17 protein-coding genes and 1 pseudogene are annotated in these 20,842 nt (G+C 43.8%); 9 read left to right on the top strand and 9 right to left on the bottom strand.

What is annotated here, in order from left to right:
* The first annotated feature begins 42 nt into the window (after positions 1–42).
* Positions 43–471 (top strand): ferric iron uptake transcriptional regulator, encoded by a 429-nt coding sequence (fur, locus tag GVO63_RS06005; RefSeq protein ID WP_159489516.1) that lies wholly within the window; start codon positions 43–45, stop codon positions 469–471.
* Between the two features lie 52 nt (positions 472–523).
* On the opposite strand, the gene GVO63_RS06000 is transcribed toward fur, so the two are convergent.
* Genes GVO63_RS06000 through GVO63_RS05985 form a run of 4 tightly spaced genes read right to left on the bottom strand, consistent with a single transcriptional unit; the run spans position 524 to position 3,904 of the window.
* Positions 524–1,390: a D-amino acid aminotransferase gene (locus GVO63_RS06000; protein WP_159578498.1), complete on the bottom strand. Its 867-nt coding sequence runs from the start codon at positions 1,388–1,390 to the stop codon at positions 524–526.
* On the bottom strand, positions 1,387–2,334 hold the full coding sequence (locus GVO63_RS05995) for a biotin-dependent carboxyltransferase family protein (protein ID WP_159578497.1): 948 nt from the start codon (positions 2,332–2,334) through the stop codon (positions 1,387–1,389). Before GVO63_RS05995 ends, GVO63_RS06000 begins: the two co-directional genes overlap by 4 nt.
* Positions 2,331–3,110: an allophanate hydrolase subunit 1 gene (locus tag GVO63_RS05990; protein ID WP_159578496.1), complete on the bottom strand. Its 780-nt coding sequence runs from the start codon at positions 3,108–3,110 to the stop codon at positions 2,331–2,333. Before GVO63_RS05990 ends, GVO63_RS05995 begins: the two co-directional genes overlap by 4 nt.
* A gap of 56 nt (positions 3,111–3,166) precedes the next feature.
* Positions 3,167–3,904 (bottom strand): 5-oxoprolinase subunit PxpA, encoded by a 738-nt coding sequence (locus tag GVO63_RS05985; protein ID WP_159578495.1) that lies wholly within the window; start codon positions 3,902–3,904, stop codon positions 3,167–3,169.
* A gap of 65 nt (positions 3,905–3,969) precedes the next feature.
* On the opposite strand from GVO63_RS05985, the gene GVO63_RS05980 reads away from it, so the two are divergent.
* The 5 genes from GVO63_RS05980 to GVO63_RS05960 all read left to right on the top strand — a co-directional run bounded on the left by GVO63_RS05980 (position 3,970) and on the right by GVO63_RS05960 (position 13,389).
* Positions 3,970–4,860, top strand: a complete 891-nt coding sequence (locus GVO63_RS05980) for a S1 RNA-binding domain-containing protein (protein WP_159489511.1) — start codon at positions 3,970–3,972, stop codon at positions 4,858–4,860.
* A gap of 198 nt (positions 4,861–5,058) precedes the next feature.
* Positions 5,059–5,451 (top strand): OsmC family protein, encoded by a 393-nt coding sequence (locus GVO63_RS05975; RefSeq protein ID WP_159489510.1) that lies wholly within the window; start codon positions 5,059–5,061, stop codon positions 5,449–5,451.
* Positions 5,452–5,664: 213 nt separating this feature from the next.
* Positions 5,665–6,798, top strand: a complete 1,134-nt coding sequence (locus GVO63_RS05970) for an efflux RND transporter periplasmic adaptor subunit (RefSeq protein WP_159578494.1) — start codon at positions 5,665–5,667, stop codon at positions 6,796–6,798.
* 25 nt (positions 6,799–6,823) lie between these two features.
* Entirely contained in the window at positions 6,824–10,213 is a 3,390-nt protein-coding gene (locus GVO63_RS05965; RefSeq protein ID WP_159578493.1) for an efflux RND transporter permease subunit, read from the top strand.
* The gene (locus GVO63_RS05960) at positions 10,210–13,389 is read left to right on the top strand and encodes an efflux RND transporter permease subunit (RefSeq protein WP_159578492.1); all 3,180 of its coding nucleotides are present in this window, start codon (positions 10,210–10,212) and stop codon (positions 13,387–13,389) included. Before GVO63_RS05965 ends, GVO63_RS05960 begins: the two co-directional genes overlap by 4 nt.
* A gap of 118 nt (positions 13,390–13,507) precedes the next feature.
* On the opposite strand, the gene GVO63_RS05955 is transcribed toward GVO63_RS05960, so the two are convergent.
* On the bottom strand, positions 13,508–13,837 hold the full coding sequence (locus GVO63_RS05955; RefSeq protein WP_201281879.1) for a DUF3718 domain-containing protein: 330 nt from the start codon (positions 13,835–13,837) through the stop codon (positions 13,508–13,510).
* Positions 13,838–14,252: 415 nt separating this feature from the next.
* Complete coding sequence (locus GVO63_RS05950; RefSeq protein ID WP_159578491.1) at positions 14,253–15,047, bottom strand: DUF2189 domain-containing protein; 795 nt, start codon at positions 15,045–15,047, stop codon at positions 14,253–14,255.
* A 272-nt stretch (positions 15,048–15,319) separates the two neighbouring features.
* Here GVO63_RS05950 and GVO63_RS05945 point away from each other — a divergent pair, with 272 nt between their 5' ends.
* The 3 genes and pseudogenes from GVO63_RS05945 to GVO63_RS05935 form a co-directional block, all read left to right on the top strand.
* Positions 15,320–16,540: a pyridoxal phosphate-dependent aminotransferase gene (locus GVO63_RS05945; protein WP_159489506.1), complete on the top strand. Its 1,221-nt coding sequence runs from the start codon at positions 15,320–15,322 to the stop codon at positions 16,538–16,540.
* 1 nt (position 16,541) lies between these two features.
* Complete coding sequence (yfbR, locus tag GVO63_RS05940; RefSeq protein WP_159489505.1) at positions 16,542–17,141, top strand: 5'-deoxynucleotidase; 600 nt, start codon at positions 16,542–16,544, stop codon at positions 17,139–17,141.
* Between the two features lie 83 nt (positions 17,142–17,224).
* Positions 17,225–17,566: pseudogene (locus tag GVO63_RS05935) on the top strand (HD domain-containing protein); the annotation flags it as partial.
* A 118-nt stretch (positions 17,567–17,684) separates the two neighbouring features.
* On the opposite strand, the gene yfbR (GVO63_RS05930) reads toward GVO63_RS05935, so the two are convergent.
* The 3 genes from yfbR (GVO63_RS05930) to GVO63_RS05920 form a co-directional block, all read right to left on the bottom strand.
* Positions 17,685–18,278 (bottom strand): 5'-deoxynucleotidase, encoded by a 594-nt coding sequence (gene yfbR, locus GVO63_RS05930; protein ID WP_159578490.1) that lies wholly within the window; start codon positions 18,276–18,278, stop codon positions 17,685–17,687.
* A gap of 685 nt (positions 18,279–18,963) precedes the next feature.
* Complete coding sequence (locus tag GVO63_RS05925) at positions 18,964–19,173, bottom strand: hypothetical protein (RefSeq protein ID WP_159578489.1); 210 nt, start codon at positions 19,171–19,173, stop codon at positions 18,964–18,966.
* A gap of 596 nt (positions 19,174–19,769) precedes the next feature.
* The gene (locus GVO63_RS05920; RefSeq protein ID WP_159578488.1) at positions 19,770–20,450 is read right to left on the bottom strand and encodes a hypothetical protein; all 681 of its coding nucleotides are present in this window, start codon (positions 20,448–20,450) and stop codon (positions 19,770–19,772) included.
* Positions 20,451–20,842 lie beyond the last annotated feature (392 nt).

Raw genomic sequence — 20,842 nt, 5'->3', positions numbered from 1 at the left:
ATAACGACCAAATACTTATTCACTCGTTCTTAGTAGGTTGTAATGGATCAAAATAAAGAATTGAAAAAAGCAGGGCTTAAAGTCACTCTGCCTCGCCTAAAAATCTTACAAATTCTGCAAGAGCCAGAAAACCAGCACATCAGCGCCGAAGACGTTTACAAAATTCTTATTGAACAAGATGAAGAGATCGGTCTTGCCACCGTCTACCGAGTCCTGAACCAATTCGATGATGCAGGTATTCTTAATCGTCACCATTTCGAAGGTGGAAAGTCAGTATTCGAAATTAGCCACAAAGATCACCACGACCATTTGGTTTGTCTTAAGTGTGGAAAAGTGATTGAATTTGAAGACGAGATCATCGAAGAACGCCAAGAAATGATTGCTAAGAAGCACAAGATGAAATTAACCCATCACAGTCTCTATTTGTACGGCGAGTGCACAGATGGAAACTGCGACAACGTGTCTGAATAAGTCATAGTGAGTTTTTAATGTAGGCCCGCTAATAAGCGGGCCTTTTTATTTATCACGCTTTAAATTTGTAGGCGTGGTAAGCCTTAATTGCTTTCTCCCAGACATCACCAACTTTCCCTGTACCAATCTGTTTGCCATTAACTTCTACAACCGGGGCAACTTCTTTACTCGATGAGGTTAACCACACCTCGTCTGCTTCTAGCAGGTCTTCCTTGGTAAACCAGGTTTCGGTAACCACCAACCCCGCTTGTTTGAATGCTTCTATGGCAATAGCGCGTGTTACGCCAGGAAGCAGTTCGTGATTGAGTGGCGGCGTGTAGATGCGTTCGTTTTTTACCATAAATACGTTACACGAACTTGCTTCAGTGATCATACCTTCACCGTTGTACAAGATAGTTTCGTTAACACCCGCATCTACTCCTGCTTGGTAATGCATCACATTACCTAACAAAGACGTTGATTTAATATGGCAACGTTGCCATCTTTTATCTTGTTGAAGAGCAACTTTAAACGGTTTAACGTCTGCTTTTACAGTAGGTTGAGGTGGCGCGATTTCAAAGGCAAAACCAAATACGGTAGGCGCTATATGCTTAGGATAGGCGTGAAAACGCTTGGTATCAGTCCCTCGACTCACGTGGAAATAAACGCCGATGTTTTCGCTCTCAATAAACGTTTTATTCTTTGCGACCAAATTCGACAGAATGTCTTGCCATTGTTCTGCCGTGTAAGGATTAGAGATTTCGATAGCCTCTAGGCCCTGCGCCATACGCGTGGCGTGACCGTTAAAGCCGACTGCGTGGCCAGAATATGTTGGAATGACTTCATAAATACCGTCACCAAAGAGAAAACCTCTGTCCATCGGCGAAATCTTAGCTTCAGAAAGAGGCATATATTCACCGTTCAAAAACGCAATTGTCACAATATTTCTCCTTGCAATCGGCGACGTCTACTTGTCATGAGTAACCAGTCCACCCTTGCCTCTTCTTCATTTTGAAAAATAAAATTAACTTTCTCGCCAGGCACTGCTTGAGCCAAACGATTTATATCACACGGACTCACGCAGCCAAGCTTGGGATAGCCCCCAAGTGTTTGCCTGTCGCGCATCATCACAATAGGCTGCCCGTCACCGGGCACTTGAATTGCACCTAAATGAATTGCTTCCGAACGCATGTTCTCCATATCGGCGGTAACTGATTCTCCCGTAAACCTGAAGCCCATACGGTCAATGGCTGATGAAACTGTATAAGTACTGGTTTCAAAAGTACGCACAGCAACAGTACTAAAGCATGAAAATTGATACCCCGGCACAACCCTAATGGCTTCTAAAAAACCGTAATCGTCAATGAGGTGTGTAGGTAACGTACGCATTTTATCACTGTCTTTTATTCTTGTATTAGCGAATACTTCAATGCAATCGCCATCTTTTAACACACTTCCCTTGCCATCTATTCCCCCCAATTGCTCACGCACCACGGTACATGCACTACCCACAGCTTTTGGGACTTGCCAGTTTCCACATATTGCCAAGTAGGCTTTACTACCAAGTAGTGCGCAACCAAAAGTAATGATGGCTCCTGCGGGTACTTTTTGACTTTGGTAAGGCGATATAGGGCGTCCATCAATGCTAAGTTCGGGCTCTCTACCTGTTACTGCGATGATACATTCTTCATCAACCTGTAATTGCATCTCGCCAATGGCCTCAATGCACGGCGTGCCGTCTAGATTAAAAGCAAGAAAATTCGCCCAATCATAAGCGCTACTATCCATAGGGCCTGATTCGCAAAACCCATCCCGTTGTCGCCCTACTCGTCCATTATCAATGATTAGACTAAACAGTCCTTTGTTGAGCACTTGAATTTTCATAGTTCGACCTTCAATGCTGACTTATATTCCTGTTCAGTAATCGACACAAACTTAACAACATCGCCAACTTTTAACCGGGATTCACTGTCTTGATCAGTATGCAGAAGCATGTCAAACGCGGTCAGCCCCAGTAAATTCCATCCTCCCGGGGACTCACTGGGATAAACCGCCGTTTGCCTATCAGCAATCGCAACAGCACCTTTGGGAACGCGCTTACGCGGTGTACCTAGCCGTGCACATTTAAGTGCTTCTGGAATATCCCCTAAATAAGCAAAGCCAGGAGAAAATCCCACAGCGTAAACTTTGTAAGCAGTGCTCGTATGCAATTCGATAATCTCTTCAATAGACAGTGAGGTCTTCTTACTCACAACGCTTAAGTCACTCGCATTGGGCGCACCATACCACACGGGAATCTCAATCACTGAATTACCAAAACCTGGTTTATTATCAGCAGGTTGCGTATTGATGCGTTCAGTACTTAACGCCTTTAAGGCGCGATACACTCCATGATTGTCAATTAACGTCATGTCAAAGGTAATCAATAAACTGTCGTACGACGGCACGCACTCGCGTAGCCAACCCCATGGGCTTTCTGCGTTATGCTCTAAGCCTTCACTCGCCGCATTATGTCTAACACTTGCTCGCCTCGCGTCGATAGCCGCGAGCATTTGGTGACACGCAGTATTGGCTTCATCCAAATTAGCACCGTCAAAGTAGATTATAATAGCGTCAGCACCCGCTACCACAATTCGCTTAATATGCCCAAAAGCTTGCATTTGCTGTCCTTGATACCGTTATTATTCTTAATAAATGTGTTTTTAATGAGGCAAATTTATAGAAATGCTCTGATCCTTTGAGCAATGCTGACCGCGCCTAGCGTGTCGCCATGTACGCAGAGGGAATCGGCTTCTATTTTCAACGTTTTTCCTGATGCGGTAGTTACAGTACCAAACTCTATAAGCTGCTCAGCCTGACTCAGTGCCGCATTCTCATCCAATACCGCACCTTCGATAGCACGGGATTGTAATAGACCGTCATCGGTATAGCGTCTGTCGGAAAAGGCTTCAAAATACAGCGGTAATGTCCACCCTTTCGCCTCTTCTTTGATTTCGTCATTTTTAGCCGTCGCTTGCACCATCAAGGCTAACGGCTCTTGAGAAGACTGAGCGTTTATCTCACCGATGCTTTTCATCACTGCTCGCCTAACGTTAAGGTCTTTCATCATATCATTGTAAAGCGCACCATGAGGTTTCACGTAGCTGACCATTGTCCCGTGCAGCGCTGCCATACCGCTTAGTGCACTTACTTGATACTGGATCATAGCAATGAGTTCATCGGCTGCTACCGTCATACTTCTGCGACCAAACCCCTGAAGATCGGGATACGCTGGATGTGCACCAATGGCTACACCATGGGTTTTCGCTAGAAATAAAGCTTGCTTCATCACTAACGGGTCGCCGGCATGAAAACCACACGCTATGTTTGCCTGATCTATTTCCGCCATGATGGCCGATTCCACTGGCATAGACCACGCGCCAAAACTCTCACCTAAATCGCAATTTAACTTCATAATGGTTTAGCTCTTACGTTCATTCCAGTATCATGTTACCTGTTCTTTTTAAAAAGTCAGTGCTGATGATAAATATTGGAAAAATTAATACATTACGCGTCGTAGCCCAATACCCCTTTGGCTACGCTCTAGCGCCACTTGTCGAAAACAATGACGAGAACGACAGCGTGATAGCTATAGATGATGCTGATGATCTGCAAACCGTTACTCTTGCGATTGACGAAGTAGAAGCATCGCTCACCGAGGGGCAACAGGTTGAAGTCTTTGTGGCCACGGATCAGCGCGGCGACCTCTATGCCACCATGAAGAAACCTCTTATTCAAGTGGGCGAGACCAAGGTACTTAAAGCGGTGTCTGCTACTAATTTTGGCGCGTTCTTCGATTGGGGCTTAGAAAACGATCTATTAATGCCTAACGACTACCAAGCTCAACCGGTTAACCCCGGTATGTATTACGTCGTTCACACCTTTTTTGACGATAAAACCCAACGAATTTTGGGTGCCACTAAACTTCACTATTTCCTAAAGGAAAGCAGCGCCTATCTCAACGAGGGTGATACAGTGAATTGCTTAGTCTACGCCAAAACAGATTTAGGCTTTAAGGTAGTTATCAATGAAAAGAGCCTAGGGCTAATCTTCCACAGTGACGCTTTTAAGCCGCTTAAAGTTGGGCAAGCCACTGAAGGTGTAATTAAAACCATTCGTGAAGATGGAAAGGTGGACGTAGCCCTTCAGCGTGTGGATAAAGGTGGCCGTGATGCCCTTCAGCAAGCTATTTTGGATGATTTAGAAGCCCATGGTGGTATTTCAACGTTAACGGATAAGAGTGCACCAGAAGCCATTTACTCTCATTTTAACGTAAGTAAAGCGGCCTATAAAAAAGCATTAGGGGCGTTGTATAAGCAGAAGAAAATCACGCTCGGGCCTGACGCTATTCGCCTTACTAAGGCCAGCTGATCTTTGGTGTACAAATTTCGATTTAAATAGAAGCCTTTTAATCTCGAAACGGTCCTGGACGCTCTAGTGAGCTAAATTAAAGGACTGTGATAAAGCGTAAAAGGCTTCCATAACGCTCCCTTCGGGCGGCGGCTATGACGTGCTTACCAAGCTTGACTTGCCGCTCTCTTTTTTATTTTTATGACATTAGGACAAACAATGAAAGCACGTGTTTCTTGGGATCAGGATTTAACATTTACCGGTACAACAGACAGCGGCTACAAAACGGTAATGGACGGCAGCGGTAAGGCCGTATCTCCAATGGAGTCAGTACTGTTAGCCGTTGGTGCTTGTTCGAGTGTTGACGTAGTAGACATTCTTAAAAAAGGCCGTTTTAACATCGAAGCCTGTAATTGTGAATTGGACGCTGAGCGTGCTGAAGAGCCACCACGTGTATTCACTAAAATACACGCGCACTACACAGTGTCTGGCGAAGGAATAAGCGAAAAAGCCCTTGCTCGCGCCGTGCAACTTTCTGCAGAGAAGTATTGCTCTGTCATGCTTATGTTAACGGGTAACGTTGACATCACCACAAGCTATACTTTGGTTTAATAAACTTTAGTGGAATAAACCGCTTATTAGTGATTACCACTAAGCATTAGCTAAAAAAGCCAACCATCAAGGTTGGCTTTTTTATTGAAATGCTTTTTTATACATCTATCTTATTGAAAAACATACAATTTAACATTAATTAACATCTTTGGCATGTTAGCTGCTGTAGACGGTCATTATTATATAACGACAATTACGTTAGGGTTATTGACCATGGATACATCAGCGCAAAGCAATACCACTTTCTCTCCGCTCTGCTCACTATTACCGTTTTCGCCAAATTCGATCAAACTACTTGTTGGTAGTGGTATCGTTGCGCTATCGCTTTCGATAGCCGCATGCTCCGACGCCGATGCGGTCAACGACAAAGCCAATACCACTGAAATGGAAGAAGCCGTTTTCGCTATCCCTGTTGAAACGCAAACCATCATCACTGGCGACATAACGTCAACCTACGACACCACGGCTATTTTAGAAGCCCGCGAAGAAGCGTTTGTCGTTGCGCGAGCGTCTGGAATTATCGAAGAAATCTTCGTGGAAGAAGGTGATTATGTTGAAAAAGGTCAAGTGCTGGCCCAACTTGATAAGCGACGCTACGAGCTGAATTTGTCAAAAGCACTGGCTGATTTAGCCGGCATTGAAAGTGAGCTAGAGAAAGTCAACAAAGTATATTCTAAAAAGCTTATCAGTGACGATACCTACGACAAACTCAAAGCGCAATTTGAATCGGCAAAAGCGTCTGTACGTTTGGCTGAACTTGATTTGAAAGAAGCCACGATTACAGCACCAATTGATGGATACATTGCAGAGCGAAACGCCAAAGTAGGTAACTTAACCGAATCGTTCCAACGGGAGAGAATGTTCCATATTGTTCAGCAGCGCAATCTGCAAGGCATTGTGTATTTACCCGAAAACGAGCTGCCTAACGTGGTCATTGGGCAAGGCGCTAAGTTGACAGTTGCGGCCTTAGGCGACAGGACGATTACGGCCAACGTAGAGCGAATTAGCCCAGTAATAGATGCGACCACCGGCACGTTTAAAGTGACATTGAAAGTACCTAACGAAGATAACAAACTTAAAGCCGGCATGTTTACCGATGTATCACTCGCTTATGCTACCCATGCTAACGCTACCTTACTGCCCCGCAGAGCGCTAGTTACCATTGATAACAACCACAGCGTATTTGTTGTCGATAATGGCAAAGTTAAAAAAGTTAATATTTCTACAGGCTTTGAAAACAACGAAGTCGTTGAAGTTATCAATGGTTTAAAAGGTAATGAAGAAGTGGTTACCGCAGGTCACCAAAACTTGAAAGACAGCGCCCCTGTTGAAGTAGTTAACAGCTAATTCGGCCTAACAAGGAATTCACACAATGCGTATTGTAGATATTGCTGTAAAGCGCCCTGTTGCCGTTAGTATGTTCACTTTTGCGGTATTGCTATTTGGTATGGTGTCGTTAGGCAGACTGTCTGTTAACTTACTGCCTGACTTGTCTTACCCTACCCTTACCATTCGCACCGACTATGACGGTGCGGCACCAGGCGAAGTTGAACAACTGGTTTCAAAACCCATTGAAGAAGCCATCGGTGTAGTAAAAGGCGTACGTAAAGTCACGTCCACGTCGCGCGCCGGTCAGTCTGATGTAGTGCTGTCTTTCGCGTGGGGTACTGACATGGATTTCGCGAGTTTAGAAGTGCGCGAAAAACTCGATGTTTTACAACTTCCCCTTGATATTGAAAAACCAAGACTCCTTCGCTTTAACCCAAGTTTAGATCCCGTTATCAAACTGGGGCTTACGGCACAAAGTGACACATCAAGTTTAAGTGTAGCGCAAATGAAGCGACTGCGTTTATATGCCGAACAGCAGGTAAAACGTGCTTTGGAGTCGGTAGAAGGTGTGGCAGCTGTACGCGTTGGTGGTGGTTTAGAAAACGAGATTCACATTCTTATTGACCAACAGAAAGCCAGTCAGCTGTCCATCCCCATTACCCGTATTATTGACCGAGTGAGTGCTGAAAACATTAATGCTGCGGGTGGACGTATTGACAACGCAGCTCAGGCGTTTTTGGTCAGAACCCTGAATCAGTTTGAAACGCTTAGCGATATAGAAAACCTGTTTATTGGCCGTTTTGAAGGCAAAAACATCCAGCTTAAAGATATTGCCACGGTAGAAAGTGCGTATAAAGACCGTAACGTAGTGACTCGATTCAATGGCAGTGAAGGCATCGAAATAGCCATTTATAAAGAAGGCGACGCTAATGCGGTTGACGTTGCACAAAAAGTAGCCACCCGATTAAACGAAGTGATCGATACCCTTCCATCGAACTATGCGCTTAGCGAAATTTATGACCAGAGTGTATTCATTAAACAAGCCATAGACAACGTGAAATCAGCAGCGGTAATGGGCGGTATTTTAGCCATGTTAGTGCTGTATCTTTTCCTTAAAGATTTTTGGGCTACCGTTATTATCTCGGTCTCTATTCCCGTATCCGTTATTACTACTTTTAATCTGATGTATGCTAACGATATAAGCTTAAATATGATGAGCTTAGGGGGTATTGCTCTCGCGGTAGGGCTATTGGTAGATAACAGTATTGTTGTGCTTGAAAATATCGATCGTCACAAAAAGCTTAAAACCGCAGGAAGCGAAAACGCGACAGCGAATGAAAAATCAACGGCAAAAGCCACAGAAGCAGAGTCATCTGCAGCCAGCGAAGGTACAAAAGAAGTTTCTGGTGCGATTGTGGCTTCGACACTGACTACAATGGCGGTGTTTGTGCCGCTGATATTTGTAGAAGGCATTGCAGGGCAACTGTTTAAAGATCAAGCGTTGACCGTGTCGTTCGCTTTGGCCGCCTCCCTTGTTGTCGCGCTGACACTCATTCCAGCAATGGCGCACAAGAAGAAAAAACAACAGCTAGATCACGAAGATGTGTTCACTACTCCTGCGCCTACCGCTCCTACGTCAACGTTTGGCAAAGTTATGTATTACATTACCCTGCCAATTCGTTGGGTATTCAGGCTTGTCTTTGTGTTTTTACCTGCAGCCTTAGTGACATTGGTGATCGGGGCATGGCATATCGTCAGTAAACTACTGAGCGTTGCGTTTAAACCACTTATCTGGTTATTTAATAAAGCGTTTGACCTTCTCGCCTCTGCTTATGAAAAACTGCTACGTATAAGCCTTCGAGCAAAAGCGCTAGTTCTCGCCATTGCCTTTGTACTTGCGGCGGGCGCGGTGTTGCTGATCCCGAGATTGGGCATGGAACTCATCCCAACCCTATCCCAGGGAGAATTCTCAGTAGAAGTGACCCTTCCGGCAGGATCGCCACTCGCGCGTACCGACGCTATTATCAGCGAGCTTGCCGCAGTTGCGGTAAATAACAATAGTGGCGGCGAAACCAAAGTGCTTCGCACGTATGCCATGTCTGGTACAGGAAGCCTTATAAGCGCAGCGCCAAATCAAGGTGGTGATCATTGGGGTCGTTTAAACATTGTCATGCAGCCTACGGCGACAGCTGGCGACATGGACGATGTGAAGCGTGCGCTTCGTGATTACCTAGCCTTCAAACCTCAGGTTCAGGCAACGTTTTCAGAGCCAGAGCTATTTAGCTTTGCCTCGCCTATTCAAATTGAAATTGCGGGCTACGACCTTAATCAATTACAGCAGTATGGCGACGCCATTGCGACAAAACTCGCTAGTTATAGCAATTTCGCTGACGTTACCACCAGCATTCGCGACGGAAATCCAGAGCTTAAAATAGCCTTCCAACACGCAAAACTTGCTCGACTTGAGCTTGATGCGTCTACCGTTTCTCAACTCATCGCCGCTAAAGTGGGTGGCCGTGTTGCCACGCAATACAGCGTTGAAGACAGAAAAGTGGATGTGCTTGTAAGAACGCAAGAAAACCAGCGAGATGACATCGCCAGCGTACGCGCCATTATTGTTAACCCAGGCTCGGCACAACCTATCCCATTAAGCGCCGTCGCTGATGTGTACATGAGCGTAGGTCCAAGTGAAATAACCCGCGTTGGCCAGCAGCGCGTAGCGCTGGTATCTGCGAACCTAGCCAAAGGTAAGCTTGATGAAGCGGTTGCCGTTGCCAACAAGGTCATTGCTGAAACCCAGCTTCCCCTATCTTTGAGTGCAGAAGTCACCGGACAGAGCGAAGACATGCAGAGCAGCTTCCGTTCTCTACAGTTTGCCCTAGCACTTGCAGTGTTCATGGTGTATTTGGTTATGGCATCACAGTTTGAGTCGTTGCTACACCCACTGCTTATTTTATTCGCAGTGCCGCTGGCCGGTGCGGGTTCTGTGTACGGCCTGTGGCTTACCAATACGCCGCTTAATGTGGTGGTATTTATCGGTTTGATTATGCTGTGCGGCATTGTAGTGAATAACGCCATTGTATTAGTTGACCGTATTAATCAGCTACGCCGTCAAGGTTTAGATAAAGACGCGGCTATTCTAGATGCAGCAAAAACCCGCTTACGCCCTATCGTTATGACCACACTTACTACGGTACTGGGTTTATTGCCTATGGCGTTTGGTCTTGGCGAAGGTGCCGAAATTCGCACGCCAATGGCCATTACGGTTATTTACGGCCTTCTGTTTGCAAGCATGCTCACCCTTATCCTTCTGCCCGTGCTTTACAGCCTGTTCGATGTTAAGAAAACGGCTAAGCAAAAAACGTCTGTAAACACTGATTCCAAGGTGGGTTTTGGTGACGAAGAAGCCACGTCAAAAGGAGGTGTACTATGAGTACGCCTTTCCACAGCTCTAACAAGAGTGCTCAAACCAATACTGAAAAGCGCCAAGCGAGTGAAACGAATAAACACGAGGCAGATATAGCTTCACAGCCGCACCTTTCAAAGATTGCAGGTATAGGCGCCTCGCTGGCACGTTTTGCCCTCAATAAGCCTGTCACTATCGGCATGCTGTTTTTGTCTATGCTACTGTTCGGCATTGTATCTGGACGCTTGCTTCCTTTAGAGAAATTCCCTGGGATCGATATTCCAGAAATGGTGGTGCAGATCCCCTACCCTGATGCGACGCCAGTTGAAATTGAAACGATGATCACCCGCCCGGTTGAAGAAGCCGTTGCTACCATGTCGGGGATAAAGCGCTTAAGGGCACGCTCTTACGACAATATGGCTGAAGTGATTGTGGAGTTTGACTGGGATGAAAACCTTAAAGCCAAAAGCATCGAAGCACGGGAAAAAATTGATGCCATTCGCCACGAGCTTCCTGACGATATAGAGCGGATCATGGTGTACAAGTTTAACACCAACGATATGCCTATATTTCAGCTGCGTGTATCGAGCGACCGCGACTTATCAAATGCTTACGACTTGCTTGAGCGCAACCTTAAACGTCCGCTAGAGCGTGTTCCGGGTGTATCGAAAGTTGAGCTTTACGGCACCATGAAGCGTCAGATTACGATTCGCCTAGATCCTAAAAAAATGGCGGCCTACCAAATAGACGGCACCCGTTTAGAACAGCAGCTTCAAAACGCAAACTTCTCGCTTACCGCGGGCTACATGTACAACAACGGCGAAAAAATACTGGTTAATCCGACGGGTGAATTTACCGACGTTAACGATTTCAAAAATATGTGGGTGAGTCGCAGCGTACGTCTTTCTGATATAGCCAGCGTGACGTACGAACTCCCGCAGCGCAACGAAGGACGTCATTTAGATCGTACCTTTGCGGTGGGCTTCAATGTATTTCGTGAATCGGGCAGTAACCTCGTAGAAGTTTCTGACGCGGTGATGAAAGTTATCGAAAAAGCCAAGGAAGACCCTGAGTTCACAGGCATTAGTTTGTTTGTAATGGACGATACCGCCAAAAGCGTTACGTCATCACTAAGCGACTTGCTTAACGCAGGTTTATTAGGTGCGTTGTTATCAGTCATTGTGCTGTACTTATTCTTGCGACAACTTACCACCACCTTAATTGTGGTGCTTTCTGTACCATTCTCAATTTGTATCACTTTAGGCGTGATGTATCTGTTGGGTTATACCTTAAATATCTTATCACTTATGGGTCTGATGTTAGCGGTAGGTATGTTGGTAGACAACGCCGTTGTGATCACCGAAAGCATCTTTCAAGAACGCCAACAAGAAGGTGATGTTAAACGGGCCACGCAAATCGGAGTGAACAAAGTCAGCTTAGCGGTAATAGCCGGAACGGCAACCACGGCGATTGTATTTTTACCCAACATAATTGGAGTAAAAATAGACGTGACAATTTTCTTAGAGCACGTCGCCGTGGCAATCTGTATATCCCTGTTCGCGTCGCTTTTTATTGCCAAAACACTTATTCCATTGCTGACAACAAAGGTAAAAATTCCGGTTGTAAAAACACCTAAAACACCTTCATACATAACAGGCTATGGCCGTGCACTTAACTGGATGTTGAAGCACCAGGGCATAACCTGCATTATCGCTCTATTTATATTGGCGTCGACCTTTGTGCCGATGCAGGCAGTGACATCAGACGATGAAGGTAACAATAACCAAGAGCGCATTTGGCTTAACTATCACGTAACACAGAACTTCACACTGGAAGAAGTGGAAAAGACTGTAGATAAAATGGAGGCTTACCTTTATGAAAATCAAGAGCGTTTTCATATAAAGCAGGTCTATACCTATTTTACCGCTGGCCATGCAGTAAGCGGCATTACGCTGAATGACGAGTTGCCCGTAAGTGTAGGAAAAATTAAAGAAGATATTCGCAAAAACATGCCTTCGTTTGTGCGGGCTCGCCCCTCTTTCCAGTGGGATAGCGGTAATGGTGGTGGCGTAAGAGTAACGCTATTGGGCGAGTCGTCAGAAACCTTGATAAATATTTCCGAACAAATCATTCCTATTCTTTCCACTATTAACGGGCTGGAAGATGTAAAAGCAGACACGGGATCTACCCGCGATGAAGTTCAAATACGCATAGACAGAGAGAAAGCTAACCGCTTCGGCATTCAAGTTAATGATGTGGCTAAACTGATCTCTACGGCCCTACGAGGCAGTAATTTGCGCACATTCCGTTATGGTGACGCCGGAGAAGTAGCGGTGCAGCTTAAATTCGGTAGCGATATTCAAGCCTCACTGAGCGAACTAAAGAATATCAACATTGGCTTTGCGCAGGGGCAGTCTGTAACGCTAAATATGATTGCTGATTTCTCCGTTGTGCCACAGTTATCGCAAATTAACCGCAACTACCGTCAAACCGCGCTTGCTATCGGCGCCAACTTAGAGGGAGAAACCACGACTGAACAAGCCCGCGAGCGCATCGAGAAAGCACTTGCGAATATTGAATTGCCTACGGGTTACAAGTGGACGCTAGACGGCAGTTTCTCACGTCAGGATGAAGCCAACGCAGTGATGCAAATGAACATGCTGTTGGCACTTTGCATGATATACGTTGTGATGGCAGCGCTGTTTGAGTCGCTTATCCTTCCTACGTCTGTGATAACGTCCCTACTGTTTTCCTTCACGGGTGTGTTCTGGGCATTCATGGTTACGGGTACATCAATGTCTATCATGGGGATGATTGGCATGTTGATTCTTATGGGCATCGTAGTGAACAATGGCATTGTGTTGGTTGATAGAATTAACCAACTCATAAACGACGGCCTATCGTTGTATGACGCAGTAATTGAAGGATGTATGAGCCGTATCAGGCCAATCCTGATGACAGTAGCCACGACTGTTCTGGGGCTTATCCCGCTTGCTATGGGCAATACACGTATTGGTGGTGATGGACCGCCTTACTCTCCAATGGCGATAGCCATCATTGGTGGGCTGGTATTTTCAACGCTTACCAGCTTGTTTTTGGTACCTCTCGCTTACGTATTGCTGCTAAAGCTCAGGTTTAAAACGCAGCGCTTATTTAAAACCAGCAAAGCTCGCGTAGCGACATACATTAAAATAGCAAACTGAAAATAGGATAAGACAAAAAGCGGGTCTAGATTCTACGCTAACCATCATGACAATAATGATGACAAGTAAGAATGACTAGCCCGCTTTTTCTGGATTTTCTGTTACCGCAGCCAATGCCTTAGCTACGCGACGTTAGGTACTCATGTACCGCGTTTGCGTCGCGTTCTACAGAAAACTCAATAAGACTACTTCCGTTACATGTCAATCCTTCTTCAGATGTTACCATGCGTAATACTTCACGTTGACTCGCGCCAATACGGCCCACGTTACGCGAAAGACTAGAACGTAGTACTCTTACGTCATCATTGACTATGGCTTTACAAAAACCTGCAAACTGGGTCTCACCAACAAAACGTACATCCTTTTGTGGAGCAGCTGCATTTGCGTTAATGGTAAAAACAACTGTTGCTGTAGCCGCTAAAACATTTAGTGCTTTAGATAGTTTCATTTTTAAATCCTCAATGTATGGATAAATAACAATCAAGTTTTCGACAAACTCTTTGTTTTGGATGAGCGGGGTTAATTAGATTAACGAGCCACTCAACGCCCTTTATTTATGCATCAAGAATAAAAACTTTTCTGTTGAAAGATTGTGTAACGAGGGTAAATGCTTGGTAAATCAAGTTGTTACATGGTTGTTATTTGGCTAAACCTTTGAATTTCCTAAATTAATCTAAAACATATATTACTAATCTATCTAGCTTGTACTTTTATAGGAAGAAAGAAATATAAGACTTAAGTATAAAAAGGCTCCTTAAGGAGCCTTAAAAATGTAATTTTAACAAAATAAACCATCATAAAGTCTATTTTTTATACGAATGACAGCCCAATTTACGTAATTAAATTACACAAATCACTTAAAACTACTCATATTTGCGTTCGCGTTTGGTTTCAATTGCGTCAATATAAGCGTGCCAAGACGCATAGCCAATAATAGGCATCAATACGATAAAACCGATAAACCCTGTTACAAAACCAATGGCGACTGCACTGAAAATAATTGCACCCCATATAAGCATGGGAACTTTGTTTAACCATACTGCGTTCACACTCGTTAATACTGCTGTCGCAAGGTCAACCTTGCGCTCCATCAATATGGGCTGAGTAAAAGCGGTCACAAAAAGCATCGCCAACGTAAAGCCTGCGCCAACGATAGTGCCTAATGCCAAAAACGGTAACAAGCTTTCTAAGTCATTTTCTATATATGGTGGATAAAGCGCATGAATAAGCGAGGCAACGCGCAACCAAAAAATCATCATTACCATGAGTAAAATAGCGAACCCCCACTCGTTGAACGCGTTTCTTCGCATTGCGCGTAGCGAATGGCGTAGCGTGGGTTTATGCCCTTTTTCCATTTCCCAACTGATATCGTACAGACCAGCTGCTAGAAAAGGCCCTACCAACATGAAACAGACGATGGCGGGTAAAATAACTAAATGCCATCCCGTCATTTCTACCAAGTACATGATGAACCACGGAATGACCGCGAAAAGCACTCCGTAAAAAACGGTAAGCCCCGGAGCGCGCATGGCGTCTCTCAATGCTAGAGACACCCATTTTATTGGGTCACCAACGTCTAATTCTTTACATGGAATAACGCGCGCTATACCGCTTTGCGTGATCGCGTTCTCTGGTGTTTCTTTGAAATGGTGCGACATATTCTTATCACCTCTGCTTGTTAGCCTGTTTGTTACTAACGCGTTTTTTATACACGCCTTATTACTACGATAGGCCCAGAATGAAAAGTTCACAAGCTATTAACATAAATTTTATACTTTAGCGACAAGCGGAATGGCTATATCGCCATGTGTTCATTAATTGAGCATTTGGTGAAAAAAGTCGTACTTTAGACTGAAATACTGCAAAAAGGTCATCGCATATAGCTTTGGATTGCGATAATCTCAGGGTATGTAAATCAACCAGATAGACCATGAAAACTGTATCTCGCTCACATAAATTAGATAACGTTTGTTACGACATTAGAGGCCCAATTGCTGCGCAAGCACGTAAAATGGAAGACGAAGGACACCGCATATTAAAACTGAATATCGGTAACCCCGCCCCATTTGGATTTGAAGCCCCTGATGATATTGTAAAAGACGTTATTCATAACCTGCCTACGTCTCAAGGATACTCTGACTCGACAGGAATTTATGCCGCCCGTGTGGCCGTGATGCAGTACTACCAACAGCGTAATATCAAAGACATCCGCGTAGATGATGTATATATAGGTAATGGTGTGTCTGAATTAATCATGATGGCGATGCAAGCCTTGCTCAATCATGGAGATGAGGTGCTCATTCCAAGCCCCGACTATCCTCTATGGACGGCGGCTGTAAGTCTATCCTCGGGCTCCCCAGTCCACTACCGGTGTGATGAGCAAGCAGGCTGGTTCCCAGATATTGATGACATAAAAAGTAAAATCACCAGTAAAACGCGCGCTATCGTGCTGATTAACCCAAACAACCCCACCGGTGCAGTATACGACAAAGCCCTTTTGCTAGAGGTAGTTGAAGTGGCCCGCGAGCACGGCTTAGTGGTATTTAGCGACGAAATCTACGACAAAATTCTTTACGACGAGGCAAAACACACCAGTATTGCTTCACTGGCAGACGATGTCTTTTTCGTTACCTTTAGCGGTTTAAGTAAAAATTACCGCGTAGCAGGATTCCGCTCTGGCTGGCTTGTAGTGAGCGGTAATAAGCGCCTAGCGTCTGACTACATTGAAGGGCTCAACATACTGTCTTCAATGCGTATGTGTGCAAACGTTCCCTGTCAAAGTGCAATACAGACCGCATTAGGTGGCTATCAGAGTATTGATGATTTGGTAAAAGAAAACGGGCGCCTTCGCATACAGCGCGACGTGACGACAGATATGCTTAACGGTATTGACGGTATTTCATGCGTAAAACCTAAAGGGGCGATGTATTGTTTTGCCAAAGTGGATGACAAAAAGTTCAACATTCAAAACGATGAACAAATGGTGTTGGATTTATTAAGCTCTGAAAAAATACTGCTGGTACATGGCCGCGCGTTTAACCTTACCGAAGGCACGTATTTCCGATTAGTATTTTTACCCCATAGCGATGTATTAGTGCCCGCACTGCATCGCATTGGCAACTTCTTTAGAACCTACAAGCAAGGGGCGTAATGTGTCTGATAAGAGCCACTTCTTTGCGCATTTAGCACGCTTAAAGCTTATCAATCGCTGGCCGCTTATGCACAACGTACGTACGGAAAACGTGCAGGAGCACAGCTTACAGGTGGCCATGGTAGCGCACGCGCTGGCCTTAATTAAAAATAAGTTTTTTGGCGGCACCCTCAACCCTGAACGCATCGCAACCATGGCAATTTTTCATGATGTCTCTGAGGTACTCACGGGCGACCTTCCTACCCCAGTAAAATACTTCAATCCTGCGATAAAAGAAGAATATAAGAAGATTGAGAAAATTGCAGAGAACAAGCTCATTGAAATGGCGCCTGAAGCGTTTCGTGAAGACTATGCGGCACTGATTGATCACCACTACCATAGCGAAGAAGAAGCATTCATCGTAAAAGCGGCTGATGTGCTTTGTGCTTATCTTAAAACGCTGGAAGAACTTGCGGCTGGCAACCAAGAATTTAAGCTGGCAAAAAAACGCCTAGATAAAACACTCAAAGAATACCATTCTGAAGAAGTGGACTACTTCTTAACACGCTACGTACCAAGCTTTTCTTTAAGCCTTGATGAAATTACCCAAGACGATATATAAAAGAGAAGCAAACCATGACGACACACATTATCGCGTCTGCGTTACGGTACTAGCAAACAGCAAAACATAGCAGTGAGGCTTTTTTGGCAACAAGCGAATGGGAACTAGCATTACACGAGCGTCGCTTACCCCGTAGCGAAACTCGAGACGGCGATCACCGCAATCCGTATCAGCGCGATAAAGCGCGTGTACTTCACAGCGCGGCGTTCCGAAGATTACAGGCAAAAACCCAAGTGCTTGGTGTAGGGCTGAGCGATTTTTATCGTACACGGCTCACCCATTCATTAGAGGCTGCACAAATCGGCACAGGTATTACCGCGCAACTTTGGGTAAAATTTCCTGATATAGCGCGTTCGCTGGCACTCGATCCCACACTAATTGAAACGCTGTGCTTAGCACATGATATAGGTCATCCCCCTTTCGGAACAAAACACCAATATCGTATCTTTTAATAAAGAAAGGTAGCTGAAGCCTTTGTAGTATATAGCTTTGTAATAAAAGCCATACATACAAATTACTACATACAAAGTTCAAAAGTCAAGATTAACTAGATAAATCATCCAAACTAGCCAAGCAGTTTTGTTCAAATAAATCCATAAACACGCCTACTTCTTGCATGTCTTCTTTGAACGAGTCAACTTTCTTAGATAAGCGTCTTTTAACAGATACGAATTCTGGGTTGTGGAATTTAAGCTCATCGCATGCTTTGAAATACGCAGTAAGCACATCTGCCGCTTTTACTAATTTTTTATATTCTTCATCTACCTGTTTTTGGATGACTAGCTCTTTAAACAGCGGTTTTAATTTTTCAGGAAGGGTGTTCAAGCACTCTATCTCAGCTAAATCTTCAATTTTCTTAAACTCCTCAGTTAATGCTGGTGAACTGTATTTTGTAACGTGATTAATATCTTGAAGCTTAGTCTCAGAAACTTCATGGTATAGAGCTATCGTAGCCGCCTTCTCAGGACTTATTTGACCACCGCAATAAACATTTTTAACAGTAGCTAAAAGATGAGCGATAACGGCAACTTGGTGGCTATGTTCGGCGACATTTTCTTGTTTAACTAAGTGCATAGGGGACCAACGCTTGATGAGATTCATACGAAGTATCCATGCTAAGAACGAACTATCTTTCACTAAAGCACCTCTTTAAATAAAATTAAATTTTTCACTAACAAGTGTTATCAAAAAAAGCTATGTTCCATACATTAAGATTTAAGTGAAATATAGCTATAAATATTGTTACTCAGCTCTCTTTTCGTCAGTTTATCCCAACTGTAAATTGACTGGCTAAGTACGTTTTACTATGTTTGTAATGTTTTACAATGCCTTCTTTATATTTTCAGTATTTTACTCGATAATACCGGCTACCTACCTAGACGCTTGAACAGAATATTTTGCTTTTTCTCAGCCTTCAGCGGTTCCACTGCCGTTAATTTCGCGTTCTAGCTGAGCGAAAACTTTTCACAAATTAGTGACTTTTCTCCCCAAAATAGCATCGAAGTTTAATCTCTCTATAGGACGTGATTGCATTTTTCCTAACTATCTCACTATAGCTATTTGGCGCACCAATTGTTTATCCTAAAAATTTCTTAGTCTTATCTCTCAATGGGGCTTATTACTGAAAATTTATAATAAAGCCCGTTTCAACTGAAAAACTGTATTCTGTGTTCTCATGAGAAAAGTTAAATGTCATAAAACGTACATTGCTGCCCCATATCATTACGGACGAGCGTGAATATGCAAATAACGCTCGCTCATTTTCGTTTCGATTGAAGAGTTTTTAGACTGATTACTATAAAAGCTAAATTTAAGTTTAAACTCATCTGTGATTACCTAGCCTATCGAGACATTTGAATGCGCGATTAACATAACCACGGGCATACTCAAGCAGCACCATTGCATTGTCACTACACTCGATAGCTTTATGCTCTGGCTCGTCGGCTGGGATGCTTTCGAGAATCGTACTGATGATGTCGTGCACAGCTCTCAGTTCATCAGCGGTGTCGTCTATTATTTGCTCTATGTTCATTTTATCACCCCCTCAGATTTTATAGCTATGTTAGCAGCAAGCCTTTCTCTTTGTAACTGCACCTCGGAATAGTGTATGGATGGTGATGCCCAACCAAAGTGGCAGACTCAATTCATGCATCATTTATTTGAAACTTTATGAATAATTGTAAGCTGTTAATAATTGCTAGCTTCTTATTGTTACAAACAGGCTGAGGGACAGAGCAGGCCGAGTCAGACCCAACGTTGACCCCAGTCGCGGTAAAAAAGTCTTCATCAAGTATATGCCATTATGAAACCAGTGCCTCATATGAACGGACTAAAAATTTCACCGCTTTCAATAGTATAAGCTCTTGCGTAGACTCAGGTAGTCGACTGCCTAAAAGACGGGTGAACGATTCTGTCAACGAAGTATTAGAAGAGGCCGAGACTTTATTGTTCTATACGATAAAGCGATTGACCGCATTGGTCGAATGATGATGGTGATTGCCAAAATACACGACATGAGTTATTGCTGGCAACCTCGCGAACTACTGTTGGTTTTAAGACTGGCTAAAAAAGCACAAAGAGGCGGAGACCAGCTTAATATTGTCCCGCTAACTTGGTTTTAAAGTGTTCTTATAATGACATGTACCTATAAAAATGTGATGGACTGACATGGATTTTAAGAGGTTCATTTATCTCATCTTTAAGATAGTTTTTAACAAAAAGAGCGATCCGCCATTCGTCTTGGGAAATGAATGGCTCCACAGGTAATTTGCGTAGCACATCAGTGTTGATTGATTTTAAATAAACAGCAGGTGTTCCAGTCATTTCTAAAGCGGCGCTTGAACCTGAATGGGACAATGTTAATGCCGTGTTTTGATAGGAAACCGGGCCGTACCTGTAACCAGTAACATCTACTTGAAGTGATGCCTGATACACAATTTCCGCACTGAGCTTTGTAAGTGATTTAACGCCAAGAGTATATCCTCCAAAGTCTCTTCTTGTTTGTTCTTTGATTGCGGCTCCATGAAACGAGATTAAATAATGCGGGATTATTTCGCAGCCAATAGTACCAGTCCCCTTTAGTCTAATGCCGTTTGCGTTCTCTGGGTTGATCGATAACTCAAGCCCAACACTAGTCCCAGTAACCCCTTCCCCGATGTCACGACGAGCCATATCTTCGATTTTGCGATAATAATTGCTTGTTCTTAACCATAAAGAACCAGTTTCACAAGTTGCATTATAAACATCTTGGTCGCAGGTTCTGAATATTATTGGCGAGTCATACTCTGTTTGAATATTGGTTGAGGGCATAAAAATCCTTTAAAAACCTGAGTCTTAAAGCTTATCACCGAGAATTCGTAGTAACACCTGTTTGTATTGAAAAGCCATCGCTGGGTTTTCGATGTAAATAAATTTAATGACCAAATCATGTACACAATAGACCGTCAGATTTAGTTGAGATCAATTTATGGAAATGTCAGTATCCTCTAGCAATAACACCTCTTTTTTTGAACTTATAATTATATATTTCAAGTATAAAACACTATAAAGCTAGCGAATGAAGCGCAAAGCTCTATGAAACGTTGATTTCAATCTCAGATTTTAAATAGCCTAAACAAATTAGTTCAAAATCCCGAATTAAGAATGCCGATCAGAATAACGTTTTTGTGACTGAGCATAGAAATTAGCATTCTAATTGAGCA

The organism is Alteromonas sp. KUL106, from assembly GCF_009811415.1.
Lineage (GTDB): Bacteria > Pseudomonadota > Gammaproteobacteria > Enterobacterales > Alteromonadaceae > Alteromonas.
This window is presented reverse-complemented; position numbering and strand designations above follow the sequence as displayed.